Origin of the sequence: Baaleninema sp. (assembly GCF_049974805.1) — a bacterium.
GTDB lineage: Bacteria > Cyanobacteriota > Cyanobacteriia > Cyanobacteriales > Geitlerinemataceae > Baaleninema.
Window position 1 is genome coordinate 33,465 of record NZ_JBNGCO010000005.1, and the last position, 25,294, is coordinate 58,758.

At 53.1% G+C, this 25,294-nt stretch carries 23 protein-coding genes; 13 read left to right on the top strand and 10 right to left on the bottom strand.

Annotation, left to right across the window (positions count from 1 at the left end; all coding sequences use genetic code 11):
- The 4 genes from ACP5D4_RS02005 to ACP5D4_RS02020 form a co-directional block, all read right to left on the bottom strand.
- Positions 1–900, bottom strand: a 900-nt coding sequence (locus ACP5D4_RS02005; protein ID WP_428009947.1) for a calcium-binding protein, incomplete at its 3' end; no start/stop codon positions are given.
- A 674-nt stretch (positions 901–1,574) separates the two neighbouring features.
- Positions 1,575–2,855, bottom strand: a complete 1,281-nt coding sequence (locus ACP5D4_RS02010) for a valine--pyruvate transaminase (protein WP_428009948.1) — start codon at positions 2,853–2,855, stop codon at positions 1,575–1,577.
- Positions 2,856–3,066: 211 nt separating this feature from the next.
- Complete coding sequence (locus ACP5D4_RS02015; protein ID WP_428009949.1) at positions 3,067–3,501, bottom strand: NUDIX hydrolase; 435 nt, start codon at positions 3,499–3,501, stop codon at positions 3,067–3,069.
- A gap of 26 nt (positions 3,502–3,527) precedes the next feature.
- Positions 3,528–3,950 (bottom strand): hypothetical protein, encoded by a 423-nt coding sequence (locus ACP5D4_RS02020; protein ID WP_428009950.1) that lies wholly within the window; start codon positions 3,948–3,950, stop codon positions 3,528–3,530.
- On the opposite strand from ACP5D4_RS02020, the gene folD reads away from it, so the two are divergent.
- Positions 3,950–4,819 carry a bifunctional methylenetetrahydrofolate dehydrogenase/methenyltetrahydrofolate cyclohydrolase FolD gene (gene folD, locus ACP5D4_RS02025; RefSeq protein ID WP_428009951.1) on the top strand — a complete coding sequence of 290 codons (870 nt, stop codon included), beginning with the start codon at positions 3,950–3,952 and terminating at the stop codon, positions 4,817–4,819. The genes ACP5D4_RS02020 and folD overlap by 1 nt on opposite strands.
- 306 nt (positions 4,820–5,125) lie before the next feature.
- Here the strand turns inward: folD and ACP5D4_RS02030 are convergent, their stop codons facing one another.
- Complete coding sequence (locus ACP5D4_RS02030) at positions 5,126–5,848, bottom strand: hypothetical protein (protein ID WP_428010003.1); 723 nt, start codon at positions 5,846–5,848, stop codon at positions 5,126–5,128.
- A gap of 321 nt (positions 5,849–6,169) precedes the next feature.
- On the opposite strand from ACP5D4_RS02030, the gene ACP5D4_RS02035 reads away from it, so the two are divergent.
- Entirely contained in the window at positions 6,170–6,697 is a 528-nt protein-coding gene (locus ACP5D4_RS02035; RefSeq protein ID WP_428009952.1) for a GNAT family N-acetyltransferase, read from the top strand.
- 203 nt (positions 6,698–6,900) lie between these two features.
- Here the strand turns inward: ACP5D4_RS02035 and ACP5D4_RS02040 are convergent, their stop codons facing one another.
- Positions 6,901–7,398, bottom strand: coding sequence for a thermonuclease family protein (locus ACP5D4_RS02040; RefSeq protein WP_428009953.1), 498 nt, complete (start codon positions 7,396–7,398; stop codon positions 6,901–6,903).
- Positions 7,399–7,584: 186 nt separating this feature from the next.
- Between ACP5D4_RS02040 and nuoH the strand changes: the two genes are divergently transcribed.
- From nuoH to nuoK, 4 genes are all read left to right on the top strand, one after another.
- A complete protein-coding gene (gene nuoH, locus ACP5D4_RS02045; RefSeq protein WP_428009954.1) occupies positions 7,585–8,703 on the top strand; it encodes an NADH-quinone oxidoreductase subunit NuoH in 1,119 nt (372 codons plus the stop codon).
- Between the two features lie 86 nt (positions 8,704–8,789).
- Positions 8,790–9,419 carry an NAD(P)H-quinone oxidoreductase subunit I gene (gene ndhI, locus ACP5D4_RS02050; protein ID WP_428009955.1) on the top strand — a complete coding sequence of 210 codons (630 nt, stop codon included), beginning with the start codon at positions 8,790–8,792 and terminating at the stop codon, positions 9,417–9,419.
- 89 nt (positions 9,420–9,508) lie between these two features.
- Positions 9,509–10,129 (top strand): NADH-quinone oxidoreductase subunit J, encoded by a 621-nt coding sequence (locus tag ACP5D4_RS02055; RefSeq protein WP_428009956.1) that lies wholly within the window; start codon positions 9,509–9,511, stop codon positions 10,127–10,129.
- Positions 10,130–10,218: 89 nt separating this feature from the next.
- Entirely contained in the window at positions 10,219–10,521 is a 303-nt protein-coding gene (gene nuoK, locus ACP5D4_RS02060) for an NADH-quinone oxidoreductase subunit NuoK (protein WP_190288540.1), read from the top strand.
- 339 nt (positions 10,522–10,860) lie between these two features.
- On the opposite strand, the gene ACP5D4_RS02065 is transcribed toward nuoK, so the two are convergent.
- Positions 10,861–12,792 carry a GTPase family protein gene (locus tag ACP5D4_RS02065; RefSeq protein ID WP_428009957.1) on the bottom strand — a complete coding sequence of 644 codons (1,932 nt, stop codon included), beginning with the start codon at positions 12,790–12,792 and terminating at the stop codon, positions 10,861–10,863.
- 127 nt (positions 12,793–12,919) lie between these two features.
- Here ACP5D4_RS02065 and ACP5D4_RS02070 point away from each other — a divergent pair, with 127 nt between their 5' ends.
- Entirely contained in the window at positions 12,920–13,708 is a 789-nt protein-coding gene (locus ACP5D4_RS02070) for a hypothetical protein (protein ID WP_428009958.1), read from the top strand.
- 144 nt (positions 13,709–13,852) lie between these two features.
- On the opposite strand, the gene ACP5D4_RS02075 is transcribed toward ACP5D4_RS02070, so the two are convergent.
- On the bottom strand, positions 13,853–14,722 hold the full coding sequence (locus tag ACP5D4_RS02075) for a 6-carboxytetrahydropterin synthase (RefSeq protein WP_428009959.1): 870 nt from the start codon (positions 14,720–14,722) through the stop codon (positions 13,853–13,855).
- A 658-nt stretch (positions 14,723–15,380) separates the two neighbouring features.
- Here ACP5D4_RS02075 and ACP5D4_RS02080 point away from each other — a divergent pair.
- The 5 genes from ACP5D4_RS02080 (at position 15,381) to ACP5D4_RS02100 (ending at position 21,899) form a co-directional block, all read left to right on the top strand.
- The gene (locus ACP5D4_RS02080; protein ID WP_428009960.1) at positions 15,381–16,685 is read left to right on the top strand and encodes a glutamate-5-semialdehyde dehydrogenase; all 1,305 of its coding nucleotides are present in this window, start codon (positions 15,381–15,383) and stop codon (positions 16,683–16,685) included.
- A gap of 107 nt (positions 16,686–16,792) precedes the next feature.
- Positions 16,793–17,713 carry a LysM peptidoglycan-binding domain-containing M23 family metallopeptidase gene (locus tag ACP5D4_RS02085; RefSeq protein WP_428009961.1) on the top strand — a complete coding sequence of 307 codons (921 nt, stop codon included), beginning with the start codon at positions 16,793–16,795 and terminating at the stop codon, positions 17,711–17,713.
- 246 nt (positions 17,714–17,959) lie between these two features.
- Positions 17,960–20,374, top strand: coding sequence for an ATP-dependent Clp protease ATP-binding subunit (locus ACP5D4_RS02090; RefSeq protein ID WP_428009962.1), 2,415 nt, complete (start codon positions 17,960–17,962; stop codon positions 20,372–20,374).
- Between the two features lie 514 nt (positions 20,375–20,888).
- Complete coding sequence (gene scpB / locus ACP5D4_RS02095; RefSeq protein ID WP_428009963.1) at positions 20,889–21,362, top strand: SMC-Scp complex subunit ScpB; 474 nt, start codon at positions 20,889–20,891, stop codon at positions 21,360–21,362.
- A gap of 189 nt (positions 21,363–21,551) precedes the next feature.
- Entirely contained in the window at positions 21,552–21,899 is a 348-nt protein-coding gene (locus tag ACP5D4_RS02100) for a DUF760 domain-containing protein (RefSeq protein WP_428009964.1), read from the top strand.
- An 18-nt stretch (positions 21,900–21,917) separates the two neighbouring features.
- On the opposite strand, the gene ACP5D4_RS02105 is transcribed toward ACP5D4_RS02100, so the two are convergent.
- Both ACP5D4_RS02105 and ACP5D4_RS02110 read right to left on the bottom strand, forming a co-directional pair.
- Complete coding sequence (locus ACP5D4_RS02105) at positions 21,918–23,141, bottom strand: HhoA/HhoB/HtrA family serine endopeptidase (protein ID WP_428009965.1); 1,224 nt, start codon at positions 23,139–23,141, stop codon at positions 21,918–21,920.
- Positions 23,138–23,281, bottom strand: coding sequence for a hypothetical protein (locus ACP5D4_RS02110; protein WP_428009966.1), 144 nt, complete (start codon positions 23,279–23,281; stop codon positions 23,138–23,140). The genes ACP5D4_RS02105 and ACP5D4_RS02110 overlap by 4 nt, the downstream gene beginning before the upstream one ends.
- 357 nt (positions 23,282–23,638) lie before the next feature.
- On the opposite strand from ACP5D4_RS02110, the gene ACP5D4_RS02115 reads away from it, so the two are divergent.
- Positions 23,639–25,171: a DEAD/DEAH box helicase gene (locus tag ACP5D4_RS02115; protein WP_428009967.1), complete on the top strand. Its 1,533-nt coding sequence runs from the start codon at positions 23,639–23,641 to the stop codon at positions 25,169–25,171.
- Positions 25,172–25,294: the final 123 nt, after the last annotated feature.

Here is a 25,294-nt window from a genome sequence, read left to right on the forward strand (position 1 = left end):
ACCGTCATCGGTTCCGCCACCGTCATCGGTTCCGCCACCGTCATCGGTTCCGCCACCGTCATCGGTTCCGCCATCGTCCGTTCCGCCGCCGTCATCGGTTCCGCCACCGTCGTCCGTTCCGCCGTCATCGCCATCGTCCTCGTCCTCGTCGCCACCGCTACTCGGAGGATCGGGCGGCCCGGGATCGGGATCGTCGGAGGGGGTGAGATCGTCGGTGAAACTATCTGCGGTGAGAACGCTTTCGGTTACGTTTTCGAGGATCGCCACGTACTCGCCCGTTCTCAGGTTAGAAAAGACGTAATTCCCCATACTGGAATTGGGGTCGGGACGCACGAAGGCGATGTTAATTTCTGAAATATCGACATCGCCCATTAAGGCGATTTTATCGTCGCCGTCAAAGCCGATAATGCGATCGGCCTCTTCAATAGACGGTCCGCCAGAGTTGGTATTAATAACGTAAATATTCTTACCTGTCCCACCGATGAGAACGTCGGCACCTTTGTCACCGGAGAGGACGTCGTTGCCAATTTCACCGTAAATCGTATCGTCCCCTTCGCCGCCGAAGAGGAAATCGTTACCGTCGCCACCAAAGATCGTGTCGTTGTCTTTGTTGCCGAAAATGATGTCTTCGCCGTCGCCGCCTTCTAGAAAATCCGCCCCGATATCGCCGCTAATTACGTCGTTTCCGTCATCGCCGAAGATATAGTCGTCGTCTTTCCCCGACAGCAGCGTATCGTCTCCGTCTCCACCTTTAAGAGTGTCTTTCCCTTGATTTCCAAATTCGAGGTCGTCTCCCTCGCCGCCCAGGATATTATCGTCTCCATCGAGACCCACGATCGAATCGTCTCCAAGGGTACCGAGAAGGGCTTCGGAGTTTTCGGTTCCAGTAATTAAAGGCATGGGTTCGATCTCCTAGGGAATCCCTGACACGCAAAGGTAATAGTACAGTTACAAAAGCAGTGAAATGAGTGGGTTGAAAAGTCGAGGCAGCGTTTAACTGAGTCCCTCGGTGGTAAATGCGATCGATCTCAGCGTATCATCGGCTTCGAGACTCTCGATCGACAAGTTCGATGGGAGTTCAGCAAAATCGCGCACGCCGATATTTTGCACCCTATCTTAATCAGTCGTTGCCCCGATGGATTTTGTTCCCGAGTCCTTCTGCGGATGGCTTCAGGAAAACGGGGACTGTTAAACCGATGCGATCGCGATCGCTACAACGCTAACACAGCAAGAATACAGCCATCCAGCCAAATGCTGTTACTTCTATTGTGGCGAATTTTTGGCGAATTGCCTATAAAATTTATCAAAACCTTAATTTCGAGGAGTTTTTTTAAAAAAACGTAAATTCACGGATCTTAATTTTTCCCAAAACACTTGAAACCAGGGAAAACAAACAGGGGTGATACAGAGTTTCGAGAAACCCGTTTTTTTCAACGCAGAAACCCGGTTTTTAACGAGATTCTGTGATTTTACCCCGAAGCTTGCCACGAAAAACCGGTTTTCTTAACTGATAACTGCCTCACTTCTATTCGGGCAGAAATCACCCAATTTCTTTAAAAACCAGGTTTGCCCTCTTAACTCACCAAAGACGCGGAATAAACGCGATTTGCCACCTCTGCAATCCGCTGCATCGCCGTAGCGATTTCCTCAACCGTCGCCGTCAGACTAATCCGCAAACACTGCTGTTTGTGAGTCCAGTCCTCCCGCAAACCGGGGAAGAAGGGTTCGCCGGGAACCGCAATCACCCCCACTTTCTTGAGTTCCTGATAAAACGCCTTGTCGGTCATGGGTAAATCGCGGAACCACAACCAGGCGAAAATCGCCCCTTCTCCACAATGCAAGAACCAGGGTAACTCTTTCGGCATCGCCTGCTGTAATGCTTCCTCGAGAACCGCAAATTTCTTCTGATAGTGGGGACGAATCACCGATTCCGAGAGTTCGGCTAACTGTCCCGATGCAATGGCTTTAGCGGCGATCGCCTGTCCGTATCGCGACGAGTGAATGCAAGCGTTCGTCTGGAACGACTGTAACACCTCGATAATCGCTTCGTCACCGATGGCAATTCCCACCCGTTCCCCCGGAAGTCCCGCTTTCGACAAACTCATGCAGTGAACCAGGTTTCCGCCGAATTTCGGGGTCATCGGCGTAAAGTTCAACGCCGGAAACGGGGGTGCGTAAGCGGAATCGATGAGAACCGGAACTTCGTAAGCGGCGGCGAGTTCGCCGATTTTCGCCACTTCTTCGTCGCTGAGAACGTTTCCGGTAGGATTGCAGGGACGAGAAAAAATGACGCATCCGGTATCTGCCCCGATATCCACTTGGGAGAAATCCGGGCGATATTTAAACTGGTGGTTGGCTTCGTCTATGTCTAAGGTGGGTTTATAAGACACCACGGCTTCGGGAACCAAGCTGACACCGCCGTATCCGGTATAGTCGGGATTCAGCGGTAAGACGATTTTTTTCAAAGTTCCGTTTTGGGTATAGCCGCCAAAGGCATTCGCCCCGAAAAAGTAAATGGATTGAGAACCGGGGGTAATTAAGATATTTTTTGAAGTCAAATCCGAGTCGTAGCGACGGTTAAAATCATCGAGAACCGCATCGACAAGGGGTTGGTAGCCTTGACTGGAACCGTAGCGACAGACGACTTCGCCGTATTCGGAACTGTTGAGAAGTTCGGCGGTACAATCGCGCCACATCTGCTCGACTTCCGGCAAAATCACCGGATTTCCCGCACTTAAATTAATGAAATCCTGGGCGTTTCCACTTTGCAAGGTTTCGATAATATCTTTCATAATTGCCCGCACCCCAGTGAGGTGGGACATTTGTTGACCGAATTGAGACAGTGCAGGATTCATACGACAGCGTTTTCAAAGCGGAGTAGCAGGGTGTGTGATGCGGGCTGCAAAATGGTCTTTTTTGACGTTGACATGGGCTTTCCCGCGTCACGCACCTTTGACAGTGAACAGTGAACAGTGTAAGCCAGCCGGGGAGAGAATTTCAGATCGTCCCATCATCTCATCATCCCATCATCTCATCATCCCATCATCTCATCATCCCATCATCTCATCACCCCAAACCCGGGGCGACGCGATCGAGGAATTCGAGTAAAATCCGCTGGTGGGGTGGGGAGATCGATCTAACTTCCTGGGCTTTGGGGGAATACCGCTGTCCTTGACGGATTTCTTCCGGTGTCCAGAGGGCGAAATCCCAGCCTTCGCACAAGACTAAGCGATCGAGTTCTACTGTCAAGGGTGCGTAAAAGACGTAACGCACCAGGTCCGGGGAAAAGGTGAATCGATCGAACAGCGTCACGTCCGAAGTTCGATAGCGAATTTCTTCGTACAATTCTCGCACGATCGCCGCTTCTGGGGTTTCGTTGGCTTCGATGTGACCGCCGAAAAACGCCCAAAAGCCAGGATAGACGATCTGGGGAATATCGTCGCGCAGTTGCAGTAAATATTTACCCTCTCGGTGGAGAATGGCGGTTGCGACTTGTTTCATGGGGGAAGTTAGCGAGTTGGGAACTGTTATTTTTCTACGGGTTGGCGATCGCTCTCTTTGAGGTAAACTTCTCCATAATCGACGCCGTTGATGGGAATCGATCGATCGACTAAGGTTCCCGTCACCTGAAGCGGTTGTCCCACTTCCGGAAGCGCCTCGTCCGACAACACCCACAGCGTCCCCGTGTCGTCTTGGAGTTGATACGCACCGCCTTCGACAAAAGGAGCGAGATCGATCGTCGTTCCGCGCACGATCGCCTCTGTATTGTCCTCTAAATTGGCACGGGAATTTTCCCCGGAACCGCTTAACTCGGAAATCGGTGTGATTTCAACGCCGACGCCGCACCCAGCCAACACCAGGAGAATCGGAAAGAAGGGTAAAACTTTGCGTCGCACCGCAGAAGGAAATGATAGGGTATTGAAGTTCAACTGCACGGACTCGATCGTCAATGGATACGACTCGCATTTTAGACGGTAAAGCCCTCGCGAAAAAGATTCAAGGGGAGCTTCGATCGCAAATTCAAACGCAAGTTGAAAGCGGAAAGCGGCCGCCGGGTTTGGCGGTGTTGCGAGTCGGCGACGACCCCGCCAGTGCGGTATATGTTCGCAATAAAGAGCGGTCTTGCGAGAGAGTGGGAATTGCGTCGTTCGGTCGTCACTTTCCCGCCGATACCTCCGCTGAAGAGATTGCGGCGGAGATCGATCGCCTCAACACCGACGATCGCGTTGACGGTATCTTACTGCAACTGCCCCTCCCCGACCACCTCGACGCCGTATCGCTGCTGTTGAAAATCGACCCCGACAAAGACGCCGACGGACTTCATCCCGTCAATATGGGACGGTTGATGCGCGGCGAACCGGGACTTCGCAGTTGCACGCCAGCGGGGGTCATGGCACTGTTGAAAGAATACGACCTCGACCCCAAAGGGAAAAACGCGGTTATCGTCGGTCGCAGTATCCTCGTCGGAAAACCCATGGCGTTGATGTTACTCGAAGCCAACGCCACAGTGACGGTGGCCCACTCGAAAACGCAAAATCTCCCCGAGGTGATTCGCAACGCCGATATCCTGGTGGCGGCGGTGGGTCGCCCTCAGATGATAACGGGGGATATGGTGAAACCGGGTTCGATCGTTGCGGACGTGGGAATCAACCGCATTACGGACGGTGAAGGGAACTCGAAACTCGTCGGCGATGTGGATTTTGAGTCGGCCAAAGAAAACGCCAGTTTCATCACCCCGGTTCCGGGGGGAGTCGGACCGATGACGGTGGCGATGTTGTTGAAAAATACCGTCGAGGCGTATTTGGAAAAGATAGGTTAAGTTTTTTTTTACAGCCGAAATAGGAAAAATAGAGGATTTTAAAATGATTTCCGCAGCGTTTTTTATTAAATAAAACTGCGGAAATCTCGATTTATTTTGCACAAAAAATGTTTTTAGCTTACCAGAAAAACAGTAAAAAATGTTTTTTAATTCCAAAAATACAGGTGTTTGTTTGAATACAGCGAACCCGTCGATAAGTATTGAATTTTAGATTTAAGACGCAATTTCTGCACGATGAAGGTTCTCAAATTCGAGTGATACGGAATTCCTTTTCGATAAGCTGAGTTTCAACCACATCCCCCAAAATCAAGAACTTCCCAACAAACGCTGACGCACGCTTTCGGCGATTTGATTGCCCAAATAATCGGGAATCGCGCATTCGTTCGGGCCGAGTAAATACAAAATCAACCGAGTGCGACCGCGCCACACCAACAAATTCGCGTTGACGACCAATAAATCCTCTTGCCAAATGGCATACATCACCTTATAAAACAAACCCGGTTGGTTGTCTGCCTCGATTAACAACGCCGGAAGGTGAAACACGGGATCGACGTAAAACTCCGTTTCCACATCCTCCAACCCCGCATCGAGATTGAACTCCACCGCCAACATCTCTTCCACCTCGAAATGTCCCGCCAGCGCCTCCTGAATCGCACGCGCTACGTTTTCAGAGGTTTTCTCAGACAGCGCCTGACCACCGCGAGAGACCACCAACTTAATAAATACCAGCATCGGCGGCGCGATTTGGCCGTACAAACTCAAACTGTGAATCGTCAGTCCGTAAGCCGCCAGCACCCCGAAAATATCGCTGAGGAGAAAGGATTGATTGCGATAGGCGAAGTGTAGGGCGCTTTTCTGGCCTTCCGGACGCAGTTCGATGACCGCTTGGCGAGTTTTGTAAAGATGATAGGCCAACTTCAGATTTTGAAGTTGGATCTCGCTACTGACAAACTGCTCGTAAAACTGCGGAAACGCTCGGTTAAAGCGTTTCAACAGGTCTAAGGTAGATGATTTTAAGCCCGGAGCCATAGATATCGTCCAATTACTGGCCAGGTCGTCGTTTGATACGGCACCCCAAGGAGAGAGGGCAGCTTTGTCAGATGCAACCACAACGGATAACGTAAAGAACGCTATTCTACTTTAGGCGATCGACACAGAGTTGGAGGTTCGGGCGTTACGGGTGGATACCCGCCGACCGCGCTCGATGTCAAGTCGTTCGTCCTGGCTGAGCTAGACGACGATCGTAGATTTGTGCGGCGTCGTAGCCTGGAACAGGCAATCCCCAGATATAATGAAGCTCTAGGGCAACTATCCCGTTCGCGAACTTCTACTAACCATTACCACGCCTGCATGGGTTTTTGGAAAAGCATTTTCAGTAGTTCCGATCCGGCTCCGTCGCCGAACGCGCTGTCCTTGGAAGAGTACGCAGCACCCGGGACGATCGAGCGTTTAGGCACGCAAAGCCGGATCTTCTTTAGTACCGATCGCAGTATCGACCTCTACGAACTTGAGGAACTCTGCGATTCGGTGGGTTGGGCCCGTCGCCCACTCCGCAAAGTGCGCCGCGCACTCGAAAACAGTTTCCTCGTCGTGTCGATGTGGGAAGTTCGAGGCGCGAGAAAGCGATTGATCGGTTTCGCTCGCGCGACTTCCGATTATGCCTTCAACGCCACGGTTTGGGACGTGGCCATCCGACCGGAATTCCAAGGTAAAGGCCTCGGCCGTGCCTTGATGAACTATTTAATAAGTAAGCTCCGCCGCGAAGATATTAGTAATATCACCCTCTTCGCCGATCCTCACGTGGTCGATTTTTACCGAGGTTTAGGCTTTATGTCCGATCCCGAGGGCATTAAAGGTATGTTTTGGTATCCCCGTTGAGGGGGATGAGGGGATGAGGAGATGGTGGGATGAGGAGATGATGGGATAACAAGGGAGAAACTGTTGACTGTTGACTGTTCGGTGGTGCAGAAAACTTTTCGAGATCTGGTATTGACAAAATCCACGAAATATGTATTTAAATTCCCGATCCCCGGTAGCCAGTTGACGGTTGACGGCTGACTGTTCGCGGCAAAACACGCCCCCTAGGGGTCGTTACGGTTTTGCTGGCGAAATTCTGAGGGGGTTTGGCGCATGGGGTTGTCGGGATTCCAGATGCCGAGGCCGAGGATGCGGGCGCGATCGCGGGCCGGTTGGAGTCGGCGATCGTATTTGAGGTTTGGGGGACGGGAGACGAACAAAGCATGGCCGCGGGCGATCGATCGCTCGTTAATGAGTTGTCCGTCGAGCCAAATGTAGCCCAGGAGTCGATCGAAGCGATCGCGGGTCTCAATATCGAATTCCAGCCGTACCGTTTTCCCGCCCACATCTTCTTCCAAAGCCTTTTTAGCGTTCTCACCCCACGGCACTTGTCGCAAATCCGGCGCGTCGAGACCGACGAGGCGCAGCCTTTCCACCGCTCCGGCTAATTCCACTTCCACCGTTTGACCGCTGACGACCCGCACCACGCGGGCGGTTTCCGCGTGTTGGGGCGACTGGGGCTGACATCCCGCCAACCACAGCCCACATACAAGCAGCGCCATCGCCAATCGTCGCATCACCTCATCACCCCGATCGCATCATCATCCTGTCATCCCGATTGCACCCTCATCATCGACTTCAACCGAAATGAGTAGTAATTCTTATGAGTCCGGCGGCCGTTTGTTCTCACCTTGCAATGTACACTAGAAAAAGTATTGGTAAAAAATCTTCATATTTTATCCGTCAATATGGAATCAGGAATTGACCTTCAAGGCAGTCTCATCGACCTACTCACGAACTTCGGTTTACCCCCGGAAGTCGCGAAAGTCGTGTGGATGCCCCTGCCCATGTTGCTGATGCTCGTTGTGGCAACGGTGGGCGTTCTGGTGGCGGTGTGGTTGGAACGGAAAATCTCCGCCGCCGCACAACAGCGCATCGGACCCGAATACGCCGGTCCTCTCGGCTCCCTGCAACCCGTCGCCGACGGCGTAAAGCTTTTGTTCAAAGAGGACATCATCCCCAACCGCGCCGATCCCTGGCTGTTCACCATCGGCCCGGCGTTGGTGGTGATTCCCGTGTTTCTGTCCTATCTCATCGTTCCCTTCGGACAGAACCTCGTCATTACCGATTTGGGAATCGGGGCGTTTCTGTGGATTGCCCTGTCCAGCATTACCCCCATCGGGCTGTTGATGTCCGGCTACTCGTCTAACAACAAATATGCCCTTCTCGGGGGGTTGCGGGCTGCCGCACAGTCGATCAGCTACGAAATTCCGCTGGCGTTGTCGGTTCTGGCGATCGTCATGATGTCGAACAGCCTCAGCACCATCGACATCGTGGAACAGCAATCGGGTTACGGTATTCTCAGTTGGAACGTCTGGCGTCAGCCAGTGGGCTTCATCATTTTCTGGATTGCTGCCCTGGCAGAAACCGAGCGTTTGCCCTTTGACTTACCCGAAGCCGAAGAAGAACTCGTCGCGGGATATCAGACGGAATACGCCGGGATGAAATTTGCCCTGTTTTACCTGGGGTCTTACGTGAACCTGGTGTTGAGCGCCCTGCTGTTCGCTGTGTTCTACTTGGGCGGATGGAGTTTCCCCGTTCCCGTCGAAGCGATCGCGGGCTGGTTGGGATTGAACGAAATGTCCCCTTGGGTGCAAGTGATTACAGCATCCCTCGGCATCACGATGGTTCTGCTGAAAACCTACCTCCTCGTCTTCTTGGCGATTTTACTGCGGTGGACGGTGCCTCGGGTTCGTATCGACCAATTGCTTAACCTCGGTTGGAAGTTTTTGCTTCCGGTTTCCCTGGCGAACCTGCTGATTACGGCTGGGTTGAAGCTGGCCTTCCCCGTAGCGTTTGGCGGTTAAACCAGTTTTTCGTGCAGTTGTCCGCGATCGCGTCAGATATCGCGTGAGATATCGCATGAGACAACGAGATAGATAGGGAGAACACCATGCTTAAGTTCCTCAAACAAGTCAGCGACTACGCTAAAGAGTCGTTTCAAGCGGCGAAATACATCGGTCAAGGGTTGTCTGTTACCTTCGACCACATGAGCCGCCGCCCGGTGACGGTACAGTATCCGTATGAAAAGCTGATTCCGTCGGAACGGTATCGCGGTCGGATTCACTTTGAGTTCGATAAGTGCATTTCCTGCGAAGTCTGCGTCCGGGTTTGCCCGATCAACCTGCCCGTGGTGGATTGGGAATTTAATAAAGAACAAAAGAAAAAGAAACTCAACCACTACAGCATCGACTTCGGGGTTTGTATTTTCTGTGGAAATTGCGTAGAGTACTGCCCCACCAATTGCTTGTCGATGACGGAAGAGTACGAATTGAGTGCTTACGATCGCCACGAGTTGAACTACGACAACGTGGCCTTGGGTCGCTTGCCGGAAAAAGTCACCCTCGACCCGATGGTGACGCCGATGCGCGAGTTGGCGTACCTGCCGAAAGGCGTCAACGACCCCCACGATTTGCCCAAAGGCGCTCAACGGGCCGGTCAACGTCCGGAGCAAATTCTGGAACAATTAGAACGGGAAAAGGGCGATCGAGACGATGCGGCTTCTGATGCCGAGAAAAACTAGAAACTCGTCAATAGGAAGTCCGGAACGGGTGGGATTCCCGTTCCGTCGCTCGACCCCGTTCGCACAAGACAAGAGATAAGGAAAAAGTCGTGAATTTAGCCGAAGGCGTTCAATTCGTTTCGTTTGCAGTTTTGGCAGCAGCGACGATCGTCACCGCTCTGGGTGTGGTGCTGTTGGAAAATATCGTCTACTCTGCCTTTTTGTTGGGGGGCGTGTTTATCAGTATTGCGGGGATGTACCTGCTGCTGAACGCGGATTTCGTGGCCGCCGCCCAAGTGTTGGTTTATGTCGGTGCGATTAACGTACTGATTTTGTTCGCCATCATGCTGGTGAACAAAACGGAAGTGTTCCAGCCGATGAAAAATGCCTGGTTCCGCAAAGGGGCTACCGCTTTGGTCTGTGTGGGACTGTTCGCTCTGTTGGCGACGATGGTGCGATCGACCTCGTGGGCGGTGTTGGATAGCATCGCCCCCATCGAAAGCACGGCGATTCGCTTGGGCGAACACTTCTTTAGCGATTTTCTGCTCCCCTTCGAGCTGGCGTCGGTGTTGCTGTTAATTGCGATGATTGGCGCGATCGTTCTGGCACGTCGCGAGTTCGTTCCTGAAGAGACGGACGCCGAGCGCGAAGTGGTGTTCCGCTTGCCGGAGCGTCCTCGCGAACCCGTCGGCGCTATTGGTGAGTCTTCTTCGGCTTCAGACAACTCCTGACGGGCGATCGGCTCAGCCTCAACTTGGTTTAGCGTCACCTTCGTTTTCGCAATTCGTCACTCGAGAAAATCACGAGAAAATTAATGGAACTGCAACTCCAGTATTATTTACTCCTTGCGGCTGCGCTTTTCTGTATCGGCATCTACGGTTTGATTACTAGCCGTAACGCGATTCGCGTGTTGATGTCGATCGAACTGTTGTTAAACGCTGTCAATCTCAATTTGATGGCGTTCTCCAACTATTTGGACGAAGCCGCGAAAGGACAGGTGTTTTCGGTTTTCGTCATTACGATCGCCGCCGCCGAAGCTGCGGTGGGTTTGGCGATCGTCCTGGCGATTTACCGCAACCGCGACACCATCGATATGGAACGGTTCAACCTGTTGAAGTGGTAAATTACCGAATTCCGTTCGTTGGCTGACCCCCGTAGAGACGTTTTTGGAAACGCTTCTACGGGGAATTTTTAGGGAATTTTTGCGTCAGACTCCATCCCTCCGTGGTGCAGACAACTTTTCGAGATGGGGGGAGTTGACAAAAAACATCAAATATGTATATGAATCCCCGATCCCCGGCATCTTGGAGATGCCGGGGATCTCCGGGTCATTGGTTATAGAGAATACGAAATCGTCTAAAATCCGCCGATGGCCTCAAACTCCGAAGACCTGGCAAAAACCGCTCTGTGTCCGCTGTGTCCTCTGTGTCTCTGGACGTGAAGATCGACGCCGCAACACAGCCTATCGGGATTTTTCTGGCTCCTGAAAATAGAATTCAAATCGATCGCGAAACTGCTCGATCGACAAATCTCGCGTCCAATATTCCACCAACGCATGACCGAACGCCCAAGCATTGCGATCGGGCGGTTCCGGGTTGTCTAACAACACCGGCCACAAGGACAACAAATCGAAATTGCCAATGTTGGAATCCCCCGAACTTAACAGCGAAAACAAGTCGTAAGCCATCTGAAGTTTGCCGATGACGATAGGTAACTGTTCCACGGGAATCTGTTCGGCGAGGAGATACGCCAGCGTCGGTTGTCCGGTGGTGAGGGTGGAAATAAACTGAAGAACTGGACTTTTCAAAAACGTGGTGACGCCCTGAGTTGTCGCCATTTGGAAGGTATAGCGATCGATCGTCTTCGCCGCCGCCCGAACCTTAGCCTCGCGATCGCGCAGAAACCGCGCCAACCGCAACTGTTTCGCCGGTTCGATCGCCTCCATCACCGTCACCGACAACCTCTCGACGTTCCAGGGGCTGCGCCCAGTTTTCTCGTCTCGCGTCACCAGCGGAAGCACTTGTGTGCAGAGACTTCCCAACTCTTCCCGGCGGTAGTTCGTCGCTTCGCGAATCGACTTTTCCTTGGGTCGATCGCCACTTTCCCAATCGTAAGGCGGATTCCACTGGCGAATCGGACGCAATCGATCGATCTGCGTCACGATGGCGATCGTCGGTAAATCCTCGATTTCCTTCGACAAATCCCGCAAAAAATCCGCATCCATCTGCAAGGCGGGATCGAGGGCGGGTGTCACCAACAATACCGCATCCGCCGTTCGCGCGTAATCCAACACCAACTCCCGAAACTCCTGGCGCTTCGCTTGTTCGTATCCCGGCGTATCCCACAGCGTCAGGGTTTCGCCTTCCTCGCTTTCCCAAACGTACTGTTTCACCTCGTCGGTACTGGGTAAAACGTCCACCTCCGCCCGTTCCGCCTGAAATAAGGTATTGACGAGGCTGCTTTTTCCCGCCCCCGTGCGCCCTACCAGCAGCAGGTTCACGGGTTTTTTCTCCACCGTTTCCCTGGGTTGAGATCGATCGAGAATTTCCCGCAGCGTTTGCGTCTTCGCCTCCACCTGTTGCGGTTTTTCCATCTCCAAACTGGGGAGATTCAAACCGGGGAGAGACGTACCGCCATACAACAGAACCGCTTGTTGGGCGAGGTTTCGCAACGCCGCTTCCCGCAACATCTGACTTAAATTCCCCAGGAGTTGTTGCGTGGCGCGATCGCTCGATTTCTGCGTGGTTTGTCGCGCCAACGCCGCCGCCGGATTGAGAACCCACTGCGCCAGATTCCAAATTTTCCAAAGTTTTCGCGCCGAGGGTTCGAGTTTCTGATACATCTCGTATCCCTGATAAGCTTGTCCCACCGTTACCTGTCCGAGAACCGGGGAAAGCTGCTGCATCCAGCGATCGAGATCGTCCACCGTTCCCCGAATCAACCCGTAAGCCTGGGGAACGTAAATATTCAGCAGCGGATATTTGACTTCCGGGTGGTAAGCGTTCGCCACCGCCACCACCACCGCTTGACATCGCTGCCAAAACTGCTGCCAATCTTCCCAAATCGGCGCGTCGTCGCGACAGTCTTCGAGGATGCGTTGCAAGGCGGGTTCCACTTGTTGCGCGGCGTCGTCGCCTCCCGTGGCTTCCGTGTCGGCGACGGATTCCAGCTTGGCGTTGACTTCTGCGACGACGGCTTCCACCTCTGCGATCGCCGGTTTCGTCCACTTCACCAACAGCCACCGCCACCCGGCGAAGAGGAGAACGACGATTCCCCAAATCCAGTTAATGCCCCAGTTGTGAATCTGGAGTCCGGCACAAACGAGTAAAAATGCCACGATACTGGCGATGGGGGTGGCTAAAATCGCCCACTGCCACGGTTTCAAACGCACCATCTCGATCGATCCTTTGTTGCGAAAATTTCTATAAGATTGTCGTTCGATCGCTAGTTTAGCGTTGGCGTCTGGAATCGGAGGCCGTGGGGATGTAGATCGTCGAAAGTGTTAATGAGGGACTCCCGCCATGCAAAATCGAGGGTTTCAATGGCAGCTTACGCGATTTCTCGGACTGTTCGTCCCCTTCGCCGGGTTGAGTGGTATTGCAGCGATCGTCTTCGCGCGGTTGTACTGGGGTTACTTTTTTCAACCGCCCCGCGTTCCGTCGCAGGTGAGAGAATTTGAGAAAATCGAGTCGATTACCCCAGTTTCGTCCTTAGAAACGGCAAACGGTCGATCGGTGTTTCAAGTCGATCCGGCGATTTTGTGCGATCGCAGCTATCAGGAACCGTTGGGCAATTCGGGATATTGCGGTTCTTCTAAATGTAACAGCGAATATTGCGATCCGACGCGGGGACTCGTGGAACTGTTCGATCGGGGAACCCTCACCTCGATCGAACCGCAAATGTCCTTAGCCAAACTCGCCAAACTCTACGATTCGATCGAATCCACCAACGCCCTCTATTCTCCCGAATCAGAGGTTTACGAAGAGCAAGCCAAAGTCCTGCAAGGCATCGCCATCGAAGCCACAGCTAAAAACGGTCGAGAATTCGTCTTAGTTTCCCTCACAGGTGGGCAGTTTAGCAACGATCGCTATCCCTATTATGACTTTTTGTTCCTGAGACAGTCCGACAACTCCCTACAACTGGTCGATACAAATAAATTCGTTTACGAAATCGCCGGACTTGAAGGCATCTTAGAATGGCATACCATGTGGTCAGTTTTCTTAGTCGTCGGTTCTATTTTAACTGTTGTTTTTGTAGGAATACTCGATTTAGCCAGTCGATCGTCTCAAGCTCGGAAACCGTTAAGTTAAACCGTTGAAGCTAAATTATTCTAGCCTCCCAAATCAGGGAAAAGAGCATTTTTACAAATTTAACACCAGAACACTGCCAGATCCCCGGCATCTCCAAAATGCCGGGGATCTCTGTTCGAGATGCCGAAGCTCTCACAACAAACCTTATTTCGTAGATACCAAATCGCGGTCGATCGAAGCCTTCGCCTCATCTTCCCCATGGCTTGCATAGACCTCGCAAGCATTCCCAGGACTTTCAATCAGTTTAATTTTATAAAGTTCCGCCCCCAACTCGCGAACAGGATTTTTCAACAGATCGCAAATGTGGAGAGCAAAATTTTCGTTCGTGGGAACCACCGTCTCAAAATGAGGAATATCCAGATTGAGAAACGTATGATCGAACGGTTCCGCGACGCGATCCTCGACGAGTTGCATCAACTGGCCCAAATCGACCAGCATTCCCGTGCGACGATTCATTTCGCCCTTTACCGTCACTTCGATATGATAATTGTGTCCGTGTCCGTAGGGATGGGCGCATTTTCCGTAAATCGCGTAATTTTCCTCATCACTGGCCTCAGGAATCGCCAAACGGTGCGCGGCGCTAAAATGCGTGCGCGTCGTCAGATAAGCTTCGTCACCGTTTCCGAAATAATCCGCCCACAAATCGGGATGTTCGAACAACTGAATTTGCACCAACGGAAGATGAGGCGCGAGGCGATTCCAGATAACTCGCGCCACGTTTTCCGTCGTTGGGAGCGTCTCTTGAAACTCCTCCCACACCTCGTTAAGAAAAGAAAAATCCAGTTGGCTGGTGACTTCCCGCTTAATATCGTGTTTGATATCCGAGAGGTTTAACACCATCCCGTACTCGTCGAGTTGTCCCGCCATAGAGACATAGAGGACGTAATTATGTCCGTGTCCCGGTGCTTTCGCACAAGCGCCGAACTGCTTGAAATTCTCGGCGTCACTGAGTTCGGGGAGCCAATATCGGTGGCTGGCTGAAAATTGCGCTCGACGGTTGATGATACAGTCCATGAGATCGCGTGTGAAGTTCTGTTAAGGTCTCTCTATTGTATCGCGCTGTTTTCAGAGTGGCGGTTGGGGCGTGCGGGAAAGCCGGCCAGCCGTAGGGTGCGTGACGCGGGGGGGGGAAACCACGATATCGAAATCCAGAAAATGGAATTCCCGCGTCACGCACCGCACCCAACCGGAAGATGAGGAGATAATGAGATGGGGAGAAAGGGAGGTTGCTGTAGAGTCGGTGCGTGACGGATTGGCCGGTAAAGCACGATACTTCTCCTGTTTTTAGGTCACGCACCCTACGATTACGACTCTCAATTATCAAGGATCGACTGCTGAAGTCGCGTCATGGACTGCACTCACATCAAGATGGAATCCTTACAGGAAGGATCGAAGTGTTTATTTCTGGTATTTAAATAGCATTTTTCTTTGACTGTTCTATAAATTTAAGCCGTAAAACATAAAAAAATAATTACTTGTTATATGCAGAATGCTAACGATAGAAAAAACAGATTAGACAATATAAAAAAACTTAAAAATCAGACTCTAAACTATCAAAGTCCATCGACTCACCCCATCGTCGCCCCTACCCCACCCCATCATCGCCCTACCCCCTCAGACGGTACACTAAAGAAAGAGTAATCCAACGATTCAGCCCCCTCGATCGAACACGATGACCGTTTCTGCTATCGCATCAGACTCCCTCGCCGACAGCGCCCGCCAAACCCGGCAAGCGGCGCGACATCTCGGAACCCTGTCCACCACTGACAAAAACGCCGCGATCGAATCGATCGCCGACGCCCTCGACGCCGCCTCAGAAGAAATCCTAGCCGCCAACGCCGCCGACTGCGAAGCCGCCAAAACCGACGGCATCCCCAAACCCCTCTACGATCGCCTCAAACTCGACGAAACCAAACTGCGCGGCGCGATCGCAGGAGTGCGCGGCGTCGGCAACCTCCCCGATCCCGTCGGTGCCGTACAACTTCACCGAGAACTGGACACCGGACTCGTTCTCAAACGCATCACCTGTCCCCTCGGCGTTCTCGGCGTCATCTTCGAAGCGCGTCCCGACGCCGTGATTCAAATTTCGAGTTTGGCTATAAAATCCGGAAACGGTGCCATCCTCAAAGGCGGAAAAGAAGCCGTGCGATCGTGTCAAGCCATCGTCGCCGCTATCCATCGCGGATTGAACAACGTCGGACTGGCACCCGAGGCGATTCAACTGCTGACGACGCGGGAAGAAATTGCCGAACTCCTCAAACTCGACGAATTCGTGGATTTGATTATTCCGCGCGGTTCCAACGCCTTTGTCCGGTTCGTGCAGGAAAACACCCGGATTCCAGTATTAGGTCACGCCGACGGTATCTGTCACGTCTACGTGGACGCAGCAGCAGACATCGAAAAAGCGGTTTCGATCGCCGTCGATGCCAAAGTCCAATATCCCGCCGCCTGCAATGCCACCGAAACCCTCTTGGTTCACCGCGACATTGCCCAAACCTTCTTACCCCAAGCCGCCCAAGCCTTGCGCGATCGCGGCGTGGAACTGCGCGGGGATGCAGCGGCGCGTCAAATCGCAGATATGACAGAAGCCACCGAGGAAGATTGGCGCACCGAATATAACGATCTCGTGTTGTCCGTGCGCGTCGTGGATTCGATCGAAACCGCCATCGACCACATCAACACCTACGGTTCTCGCCATACCGACGCCATCGTTACCGAAAACGACGACGCCGCAAATACCTTCCTCAGCCAAGTGGATGCCGCAGGCGTGTTCCACAACTGCTCGACCCGCTTTTCCGACGGTTTCCGCTACGGATTCGGCGCGGAAGTGGGCATCAGTACCCAAAAACTCCCCCCACGCGGTCCCGTGGGCTTAGACGGGCTTGTGACCTATAAATATCAAGCTGTCGGAGACGGTCACATCGCCGCCACCTACGCCGGACGGGATGCCAAACCGTTTACGCACCGGGATTTGTGATGAGGGGGCGGTGCGTGACGCAGTAACAGTCCATTAACCTGACTTCGCCCACCTTTTCCGGCCGCGTCACGCACCCTACCGTTTTCATTTTTGACTCGAACAAACTCGTGAATTTTCGCCGTGTTTCCGTGGTTTCTGTTGCGATCGCCCTGTTGATGGGAGGTCGATCGATCGCCCAATCCGATGCCGAATTGGGATTTCCCCGCATCGGTACGCCGCAAAATACCTGTCCGCCCTCAGTTTTATCTCAACTGCAGCGACATACCATCGCACCCGGAGAAACCCTCGACAGCATCGCCGCCCAGTACGACGTACTTCCCACGACACTGCTGGGGATGAATCCCATCTTACGGGGCGATCGACTCCCCGTCGGACGAGACATTCTCGTTCCCCCCATCAACGGCATTCGCATTGACGTTTCCGCCGGGACGACCTGGCAAGACTTAGCCGAAGAATACAACGTCCGGGCAGATACCCTGTTCGAGGCCAACGGCTGTCAACCGCCCTCCAATACCGCGTTTGTACCGGGCGTCAACTGGTCGCCCTTGTCCGAAGAAGTCGAAACGCCCATCGCCGAAAAACGGGCGAGTGCCTTTGCGGTCTATCCCCTACCCAACCCCGTCGAGGCGATCGTCGGTTACGGGTGGGTGTTGACGCCCCGCAGCACCTCCGTGGTGTTTCACAGCGGCATCGACTTACCCGCCGCCGTGGGGACGCCCGTGAGAGCCGTCGAAGGCGGAACCGTCGCCTTTGCCGGAACCCGAGAACCCTACGGGAACCTCATCGTCATCAACCACCGTCAGGGACGCCAAACCCGTTACGCCCATCTCGAGAGGATTAACCTGCGTCAGGGTCAAACCGTCGAAACGGGCGATCGAATTGGGACCGTCGGAACCACCGGAACCCCAGACAGTCCCCAACCCCATCTCCATTTCGAGGTTCGCAGCAACTCCAATCTCGGCTGGGTGGCGGAAAATCCCCTATCTTATTACGAGAGAGAAGGAGGAGATGATGAGGTGAGGAGATGATGAGGTGAAGTAGGGTGTGTGACGCGGGCTGGAAATGATGTCGAAGTCAGGTTAATGGACTGTTACCGCGTCACGCACCGCCGCCAGTTCGGGAAGAGGGAAAAGTGAAGACAGTGAACCGTTTCTCCCCATCCCATCATCCCGATCGCACCATCATCTCCCTAAAACGCTTCACAGTCTTCAATCGCACGATGTCCTCGTGCATAATCAAGATAGACCGTTCCCGCACTCAACTGGTTTTGTCGGATGGCAGTTTACGCGCCCAGTACCGTACTCGCTTGGAATATTGCCGCGATCGAAGCGAAATCCGGTCATGCCAGCGAAATCTCCCCAGCCCACCTGCTGCTAGGGTTATGCAAGCTGTGCGATCTCGATCTCGAACGCTTTTGTCCTCGGCAAATTCGCAACAATCCCCTGCAAAAGCGAGAGTTTAAAAGCGACATTCAAGTATTACAACAATGGTTCGATAGTTGGGGACTCGATCGAACCCAGTTTCGCCGTCAGTTGCGATCGCAAATCGCCCGTCCGACGCCCGTGCGCGTTCACCAGGGCATCATGCACCGCGATCGCGCCGCCCGAGAGGTGTTCGGACGCGCCGAAGAAATCTCCACCCTCCAGTCGATCGACGAACCCACCGTTCGCCCCTATCATCTCCTGCAAGCCCTCTTCGAGCTACCCAACGCCCCCTGGGAAAACCTCTTAGCGGAACTGGGCATTTACGGCGTAGACGCCCCGGTTCCCGGCGATGATTGGGATCTCGATCCTCTCCCCCCCGATCCCCATCTCATGCTCGATGGCGATTCTCTCTATCCCGAAAATAACAAACGATCGACGCCGCTGTTAGATTGTTTCGGGCGGGATTTAACGGAACTGGCGCGAAAACGTCAACTCGATCCCGTGGTGGGGCGACAGGCGGAAATTCGCACCCTCGCCAGCATTTTGATGCAGAAACGCAAGCGCAACGCCATCCTCGTGGGAGAACCTGGCGTGGGCAAAACCTGCATCGTGGAAGGGTTGACGCAATGGCTGGCTAGTCCCCAAGCGCCCCCAGCCCTCGCCGAGAAACGAGTGGTGGAAGTGTCGATGGCGTCGCTGTTGGCAGGATCGAAATATCGCGGCGAATTTGAAGAACGCATTCAAGCCCTCGTCAACGAAGCCAGTTCCAGCGACGACACGATTATTTTTATCGACGAAATTCATACCGTGTTGGGCGCCGGGGGAAGCGGTGCCAGCGACGCCGCCAACATCCTCAAACCGGCGTTAGCCCGAGGGGAAATCCACTGTATCGGCGCGACGACGGTGCGGGAGTACCGCCAAACTATCGAAAAAGACGGCGCACTCGATCGCCGCTTTCAAGTCGTTTGGGTACAAGAACCCACCCCAGAAGAAACCCACGCCATCTTACAAGGATTGCGAATCCAGTTCGAGCGCCATCACGACCTCAAGATCGACGATAGCGCCCTGGCGATGGCGGTGGAACTCAGCGGACGCTACGTCAGCGATTCTCGATTTCCCGACAAAGCCATCGATGCAGTCGATCGCGCCTGTGCCGAAGCTCGGTTACAATCGGGGCCGAGGTTGCGATCGCGTCCCCGCCGCGTCAGCAAAACCGACATCGCCCGCGTCATCGCCAAACGCTGTCGTCTTCCCGTCGAGCAAATTACCGAAGACGAGCGATCGCGCCTGTTGCGCCTAGAAACCTATCTCCAACAGCGCGTCATCGGACAAGACGAAGCCGTAACCGCCGTTGCAGACGCCATCCGCACCGCCCGCGCCGGATTGAAACCCCCTCAAAAACCCGTGGGCGTGTTTCTGTTCGTCGGACAAACGGGAACGGGTAAAACCCAACTAGCCCAAGCCCTCGCCGAATTCCTCTTCGACGATCCTCAAAAACTCGTCCGCATCGATATGTCGGAGTACATGGAACCGAACTCCGTGTCTCGCCTCATCGGTGCGCCCCCCGGATATATCGGATACGAAGGCGAAGGACAGCTAACGGGGGCGGTCCGCACCCATCCCTACAGTGTGGTGTTGTTCGACGAAATCGAAAAAGCCCACCCCCAAGTTTTGGATTTGTTCCTACAAATTCTCGACGAAGGGCGCTTGACAGACAGTCACGGAAATCACGTTTCGTTTCGAGAAACCATTATCGTGATGACCTCGAATTTAGGCGCCAACGTCAGTTCCGAATCCTCCCTCGGCTTTGGCTTAGAATCGGAAAATTCCCGGCTTCCCAATCCCCAACAATACCGAGACGGTCTTTTCAAAACCATCAGCCAGTCGTTGCGTCCAGAACTGCTCAACCGCATCGGTCAAATCGTCTACTTCTCGCCCCTCTCGCCGACAGTAGTTCGTCAAATCGCCGACAAAGTTCTCGAGAACGTCCGCCAACGCCTCCACGCCCAAAACCTGCGTTTGAAGCTCACAGAGGCCGCTTACGAACTGTTGATGGAACAGGGATACAATCTAAAACTGGGAGCGCGAGAAATGGAACGCACCATCGAGCGATTGTTAGTTCGTCCCCTCGGGGGCGCCATTCTCAAAGGTCAATTTCTTCCCGGTTCCTTAGTCTATGTAGACGCTCGCCAAGGCGAATTAACCTTCGAGGGCGTCGCCTTACGCCGCCGAGAGCGATCGACTCAAACGACGGTGGAGCAGTAGTTTAGAGAGGGAGATGGGGAAATGGGGAGAGGGTTTTGGTTGTGAACTCTAGTAATATTAAATGATTCTTGGGAAAATCCTCGATCGGTTCAAGTCTGTGTTAGATATCCGGCATCTTGGAGATGCCGGATATCTGGAGAGATATGGAGAGACGAAGAGACCATCCGACCTTCAGTCTTGAGTTTTACTTCTGTTTGTTGTCACTTCTGCTTGTTGTCACTTCTGCTCGTTGTCACAATTGAATTAGAATTTTTATATTTACAGGGCTGGATTTAATATTGTTTTTATTTAAAATCATCAAAAATAGTGTATAATATTAGTTTGCCCTTATTTCAATGTATTTGGGTTCGATCGAAGCGAACTTTAAAGCGATCGAAATAGGCTTATTTGCCATAAAATCATTAACATTAATAATTCCAGCTCCGACTTCGTTTTTATCTCGATCTAAAAACCTTTCCAAAGCCAAAGCGGAAACCCAAAATATCAATCATAAATTGTCAAGTCTTAATCCTCAATGAGACGATTAGCAACAACGATCGAAGCAATTTTATATTTAAAAGGAAAAGCGATGTCCCTGTCGCAGTTAGCAGAATGCACGAACTGCGATCGAACCGACATTGAAGAAGCCCTCCTCGAGTTGATGGACGATTACGCCCGTCGCGACAGCGCCTTAGAAATCGTCGAAACCGAAAACGGCTACAGCCTGCAATTGCGGGAAGCCTTTCGCGATCTCATGCTAGATTTAGTTCCTCCAGAAATGGGAGTCGGAGCGCAACGCACCCTAGCCGCGATCGCCTTAAAACAGCCAATTTTGCAATCAGAATTAGTAGATTGGCGCGGTTCCGGGGCGTACCAGCACGTCAAAGAACTCATGGAACTGGGCTTAGTCCGCCGCCGCAAATCCCCCGAAGCGCGTTCCTACGAACTGCGCGTCACCCCCAAATTTCACCAATACTTCCAAATCGAAAATTTACCCCTTTTACAGTGAGATGAGGGGATGAGGAGATGAGGAGATGAGGAGATGATGGGATGATGGGATGATGGGATGAGGTGATAAGAAACCGCGAACTGTTCGCAGTTCACTGCTCACTGTCCGCTGTTCCATCTCTCCAAACTAACGTTACACTAGACCTAGTTCAGGCTATTCTGAAGCCCATTGACGGATTATTACACGCTCATGGTTTTCGACCCCGAAATTTTCTCTCAGCTCGACGAGGACGCAGGCAACCCACTGCTGACGTATCTTCAAGACCAATCGCCTGAAATTCTCGCTCGCGTCGCCAAGTCGGTTAGCCCGGAAATTAAAGATATTATTTCCCGCAACGTTCAAGGGCTGGTTGGCGTTCTTCCGGCTGAAGGGTTCAACGTTCAAATTTCGACCGATCGAGAGAATATGGCAGGAATGCTCGCGTCTGCGATGATGACGGGTTACTTTTTGCGCCAAATGGAACAGCGTATGGAACTCGATCGCCGACTGTCTCAAGGAAGCGGATTCGATCGACACTCTGACGACTCCGAAGCTTAACTGAGCTCCCCAACAGCCTTAACGGGCGAAGGCTTCTGAGGGATAGGGTTCCGGGCGAACGCGAACCATTTCCAGTTCTCCGTCCCGGCGCACTTCCACCTCGAGGGCTTCCCCAACCTGACTCGCTTCAACGCGCTCTTGGACTTCGGCCGCCGAGTCGATGTCAAATCCGTTGATGCGAGTGATGAGATCTCCGGCTTCTAAGCCGCCCGATGCTGCTGGAGAACCGTCTAAGACGCGCATAATCAGGACGCCTCGATCGCGATCGACCTGTTCGATGGGAAAGTCCAGGTTCTGCGCGTTTTCCAGTTCGGCTTTCAAATCGGGATTGAGATCGACCATTTGAATGCCTAAAAACGGATGTTCCGCCCGACCGAGATCGAACAGTTGCGTCGCCACCCGTTGGGCGGTTTCGATAGGAATAGCAAATCCCAACCCCTGGGCGTTGGCGCGAATCGCCGTGTTAATGCCAATCACGTCGCCGCGATCGTTGAGTAGCGGACCGCCGGAATTCCCCGGATTGATGGCGGCGTCGGTTTGGATAAAGCGAACTCGTTTGTCGCTAATTCCCACCTGGGCGCTCGATCGACCTGTGGCGCTGATAATGCCCACTGTTACCGTATTATCTAAGCCGAGAGGGTTTCCAATGGCGATCGCCCACTGACCCGGCACCAAATTCGCCGAAGACCCCAGAGGCGCCGTGGGTAAGTTTTGCGCCTCAATTTGAATGGCGGCGATATCGGTGAGGGCGTCCGTTCCCAGCACTTTCCCTTCAAAGCTGCGTCCGTCTCGTAACGTCACCTCCACCACGTTCGCCCCTTCCACCACGTGGGCGTTGGTGACGATGCGTCCGTCGCTGGATAGGATAAATCCCGACCCCGTACCCCGTTCGATGCGTTCGGAGGGTTGGGGGAAATCTTCGCCGAAAAAGCGGCGGAAAAAGGGATTTAACGGATCGGAGTTTTCTGGCGAAACGGTTCGGGCGGCGTCGATGCGAACCACCGCCGATCCCACTCGTTCCACCGCTTGGGCGATGAAGTTGGGGCTGGCTTCGACCTCGGAGTCGTCTTCGTTGAGGCGTCCGGGTTCGAGGGCGGGGGGACTTAACCTCACTGGCGTGGCGGTGGTTGTCCCGGTGTCGGGCGATCGCGCGTCGAGATAGCGGCTGACGGCTCCACCCGCTGCCCCTCCCACGGCGAGAAGGGCGGCGTAAACCGTCAGTTGTTTCCAAGAGACGCTCATAAGGAGTTGGGTTGAAAAGAACTCGAAGCCAGTCGTCCGATACGGGGTAACGGCCATCGATAGGGACGCGATCGAACCTCGTACTTCCAAGCCTGACGCCTAGCCTGCGTTCGGCGGACGAGTTGACAGGTCGGTTTCATTTTGGCATTTTCGATCGGTGTTTGGCAATCGTGAAATATCGACCTTTGACTTCGGGCAACTCGTCACCTGAAACTGTTGGGTTTCGTCAGTATAATTAACAAGATAATTAATCGCCCAGGCTACGAAATTTCGATTTGTATTCGATCGAACTCCTCGATCGAATACTTTGTAAAACATACAAAAAATATCGAAAAACTATTTTTGAAGATATACCAAATATCTAAATCCTCAAAAAATAAATCCAACTGTCGCCATTTTGCGGTATTTTAAATATCTGAAAAAAACCTGAATTTCTCGAGGCAAACTTTCCCCTCGAGCGTCAATTCTCCCTCTCACACCGTCAATCGTAACGCAAGATGTCTTTGCGATATTCCCTGCGAGAGTACCAATCTATTCTCGTCCAACAGATTTTTCAAGAATGGACGAGCGGGCGATCGCGCCGAATTTTACTGCAACTACCCACCGGCGCCGGAAAAACCGTTGTATTTTCCAGTATTGCCCAACAATTTACCGCTCGCAAACAGCCAGTTCTAGTTTTAGCCCATCGCGAAGAACTGCTCTTACAAGCCAAAGAAAAACTCGAACGAGTCACCGACGAACCCGTGGGACTCATCAAAGCCGGATACGCCGAACAGCGATCGCGCCTCGTGCAAGTGGCCAGTATCGCATCTCTCATCAACCGAAAACTGCCCCCCGCCGCCCTCGTCGTCGTAGACGAAGCGCACCATTCCACCGCCGCCACCTATTCCCAACTCCTCGAACAGTTTCCCAACGCTTACATTTTGGGCGTTACCGCCACCCCCGCCCGCATCGACGGTCAGGGATTCAAAGACCTCTACGACAGCTTGATTTTAGGTCCGTCGGTGGGAGAACTGATCGATCGCGGCTACCTCTCCCCTTTCAAACTGTTCGCCGCCCCCAAAACCGTCGATACCACCGGACTCAAAAAAACCGGCGGCGACTACAACCCCAAACAACTGGCCAAAGCCGTCAGTAACTCCCTCGTCATGGGAGATTTAATCGAAGCGTGGCAAGAATTCGCCGCCCATAAAAAAACCGTCGTCTTCGCCGTCAACGTCGAACACAGCCAAGCCATCGCTGAGGCTTACCGCAACGCCGGAATTCCCGCCGAACATCTCGACGGAAATACCAAAGATATCGATCGAAAAGCCGTATTAGAGCGATTTTCCCGAGGCGAAACCCTCATCCTCAGCAATTGCGGCTTGTTCGCCGAAGGCTTCGACCTCCCCAGCATCGAAGCCGTTCAATGCGTGCGTCCCACGCATTCCCTAACCCTGTGGCTGCAAATCGTCGGTCGAGGCTTGCGTCCTCATCCCGGTAAAGATCGCGCCATCATTCTCGACCATACCGAAAACTGGATCGTTCACGGAACCCCCGATCGCACCCACAACTGGAGTCTCGACCCCATCAGCCTTTCACCCGGTCGTTCCAACGTCCTCTGCGGGAGTTGTCGCCACGTTTTCAAACCCCGTCGCGACGCCTACCAACCCCACCGTTACCAATGGAACCCGCAAGCGGGAGAATACGCTTTTATCTGTCGCTACAGCTGTCCCAACTGCGGCGAAGTCCTCGAATTAGAAGTGACCCACAGCGGCGAATCCCGTCCGCCTCGCACCTTTGAGAAAGACACCACCGCCGAAATTTGGGAAATTCCCCTCGACTGTCGCATCGAGGTGTTAGCGGAACTCTATCGCTTGGTAGGGTTTCAACGGCGGGTGAAACGAAATATTACCTTGCGCTGGCTGACGAATCAGATGTTGAAAAAATGCCCCGATATTGAAGTTCCCGAACTGCGAGAATGTGCCTTACTCTTGGGGATGGATGAAGACTGGGCGATCAATTGGGCGAAGCAGTTTCGAGGAAGATGAGGGGATTGGGGGATGATGGGATGATGAGATAAAGGGATGATGAGGCTTCCTTGTCCCCCTCTCCCCCTCTCCCCATCTCGTAATAAAATCGGGAAACGTAGTTGTCTGCAAAGAAAAATCGTG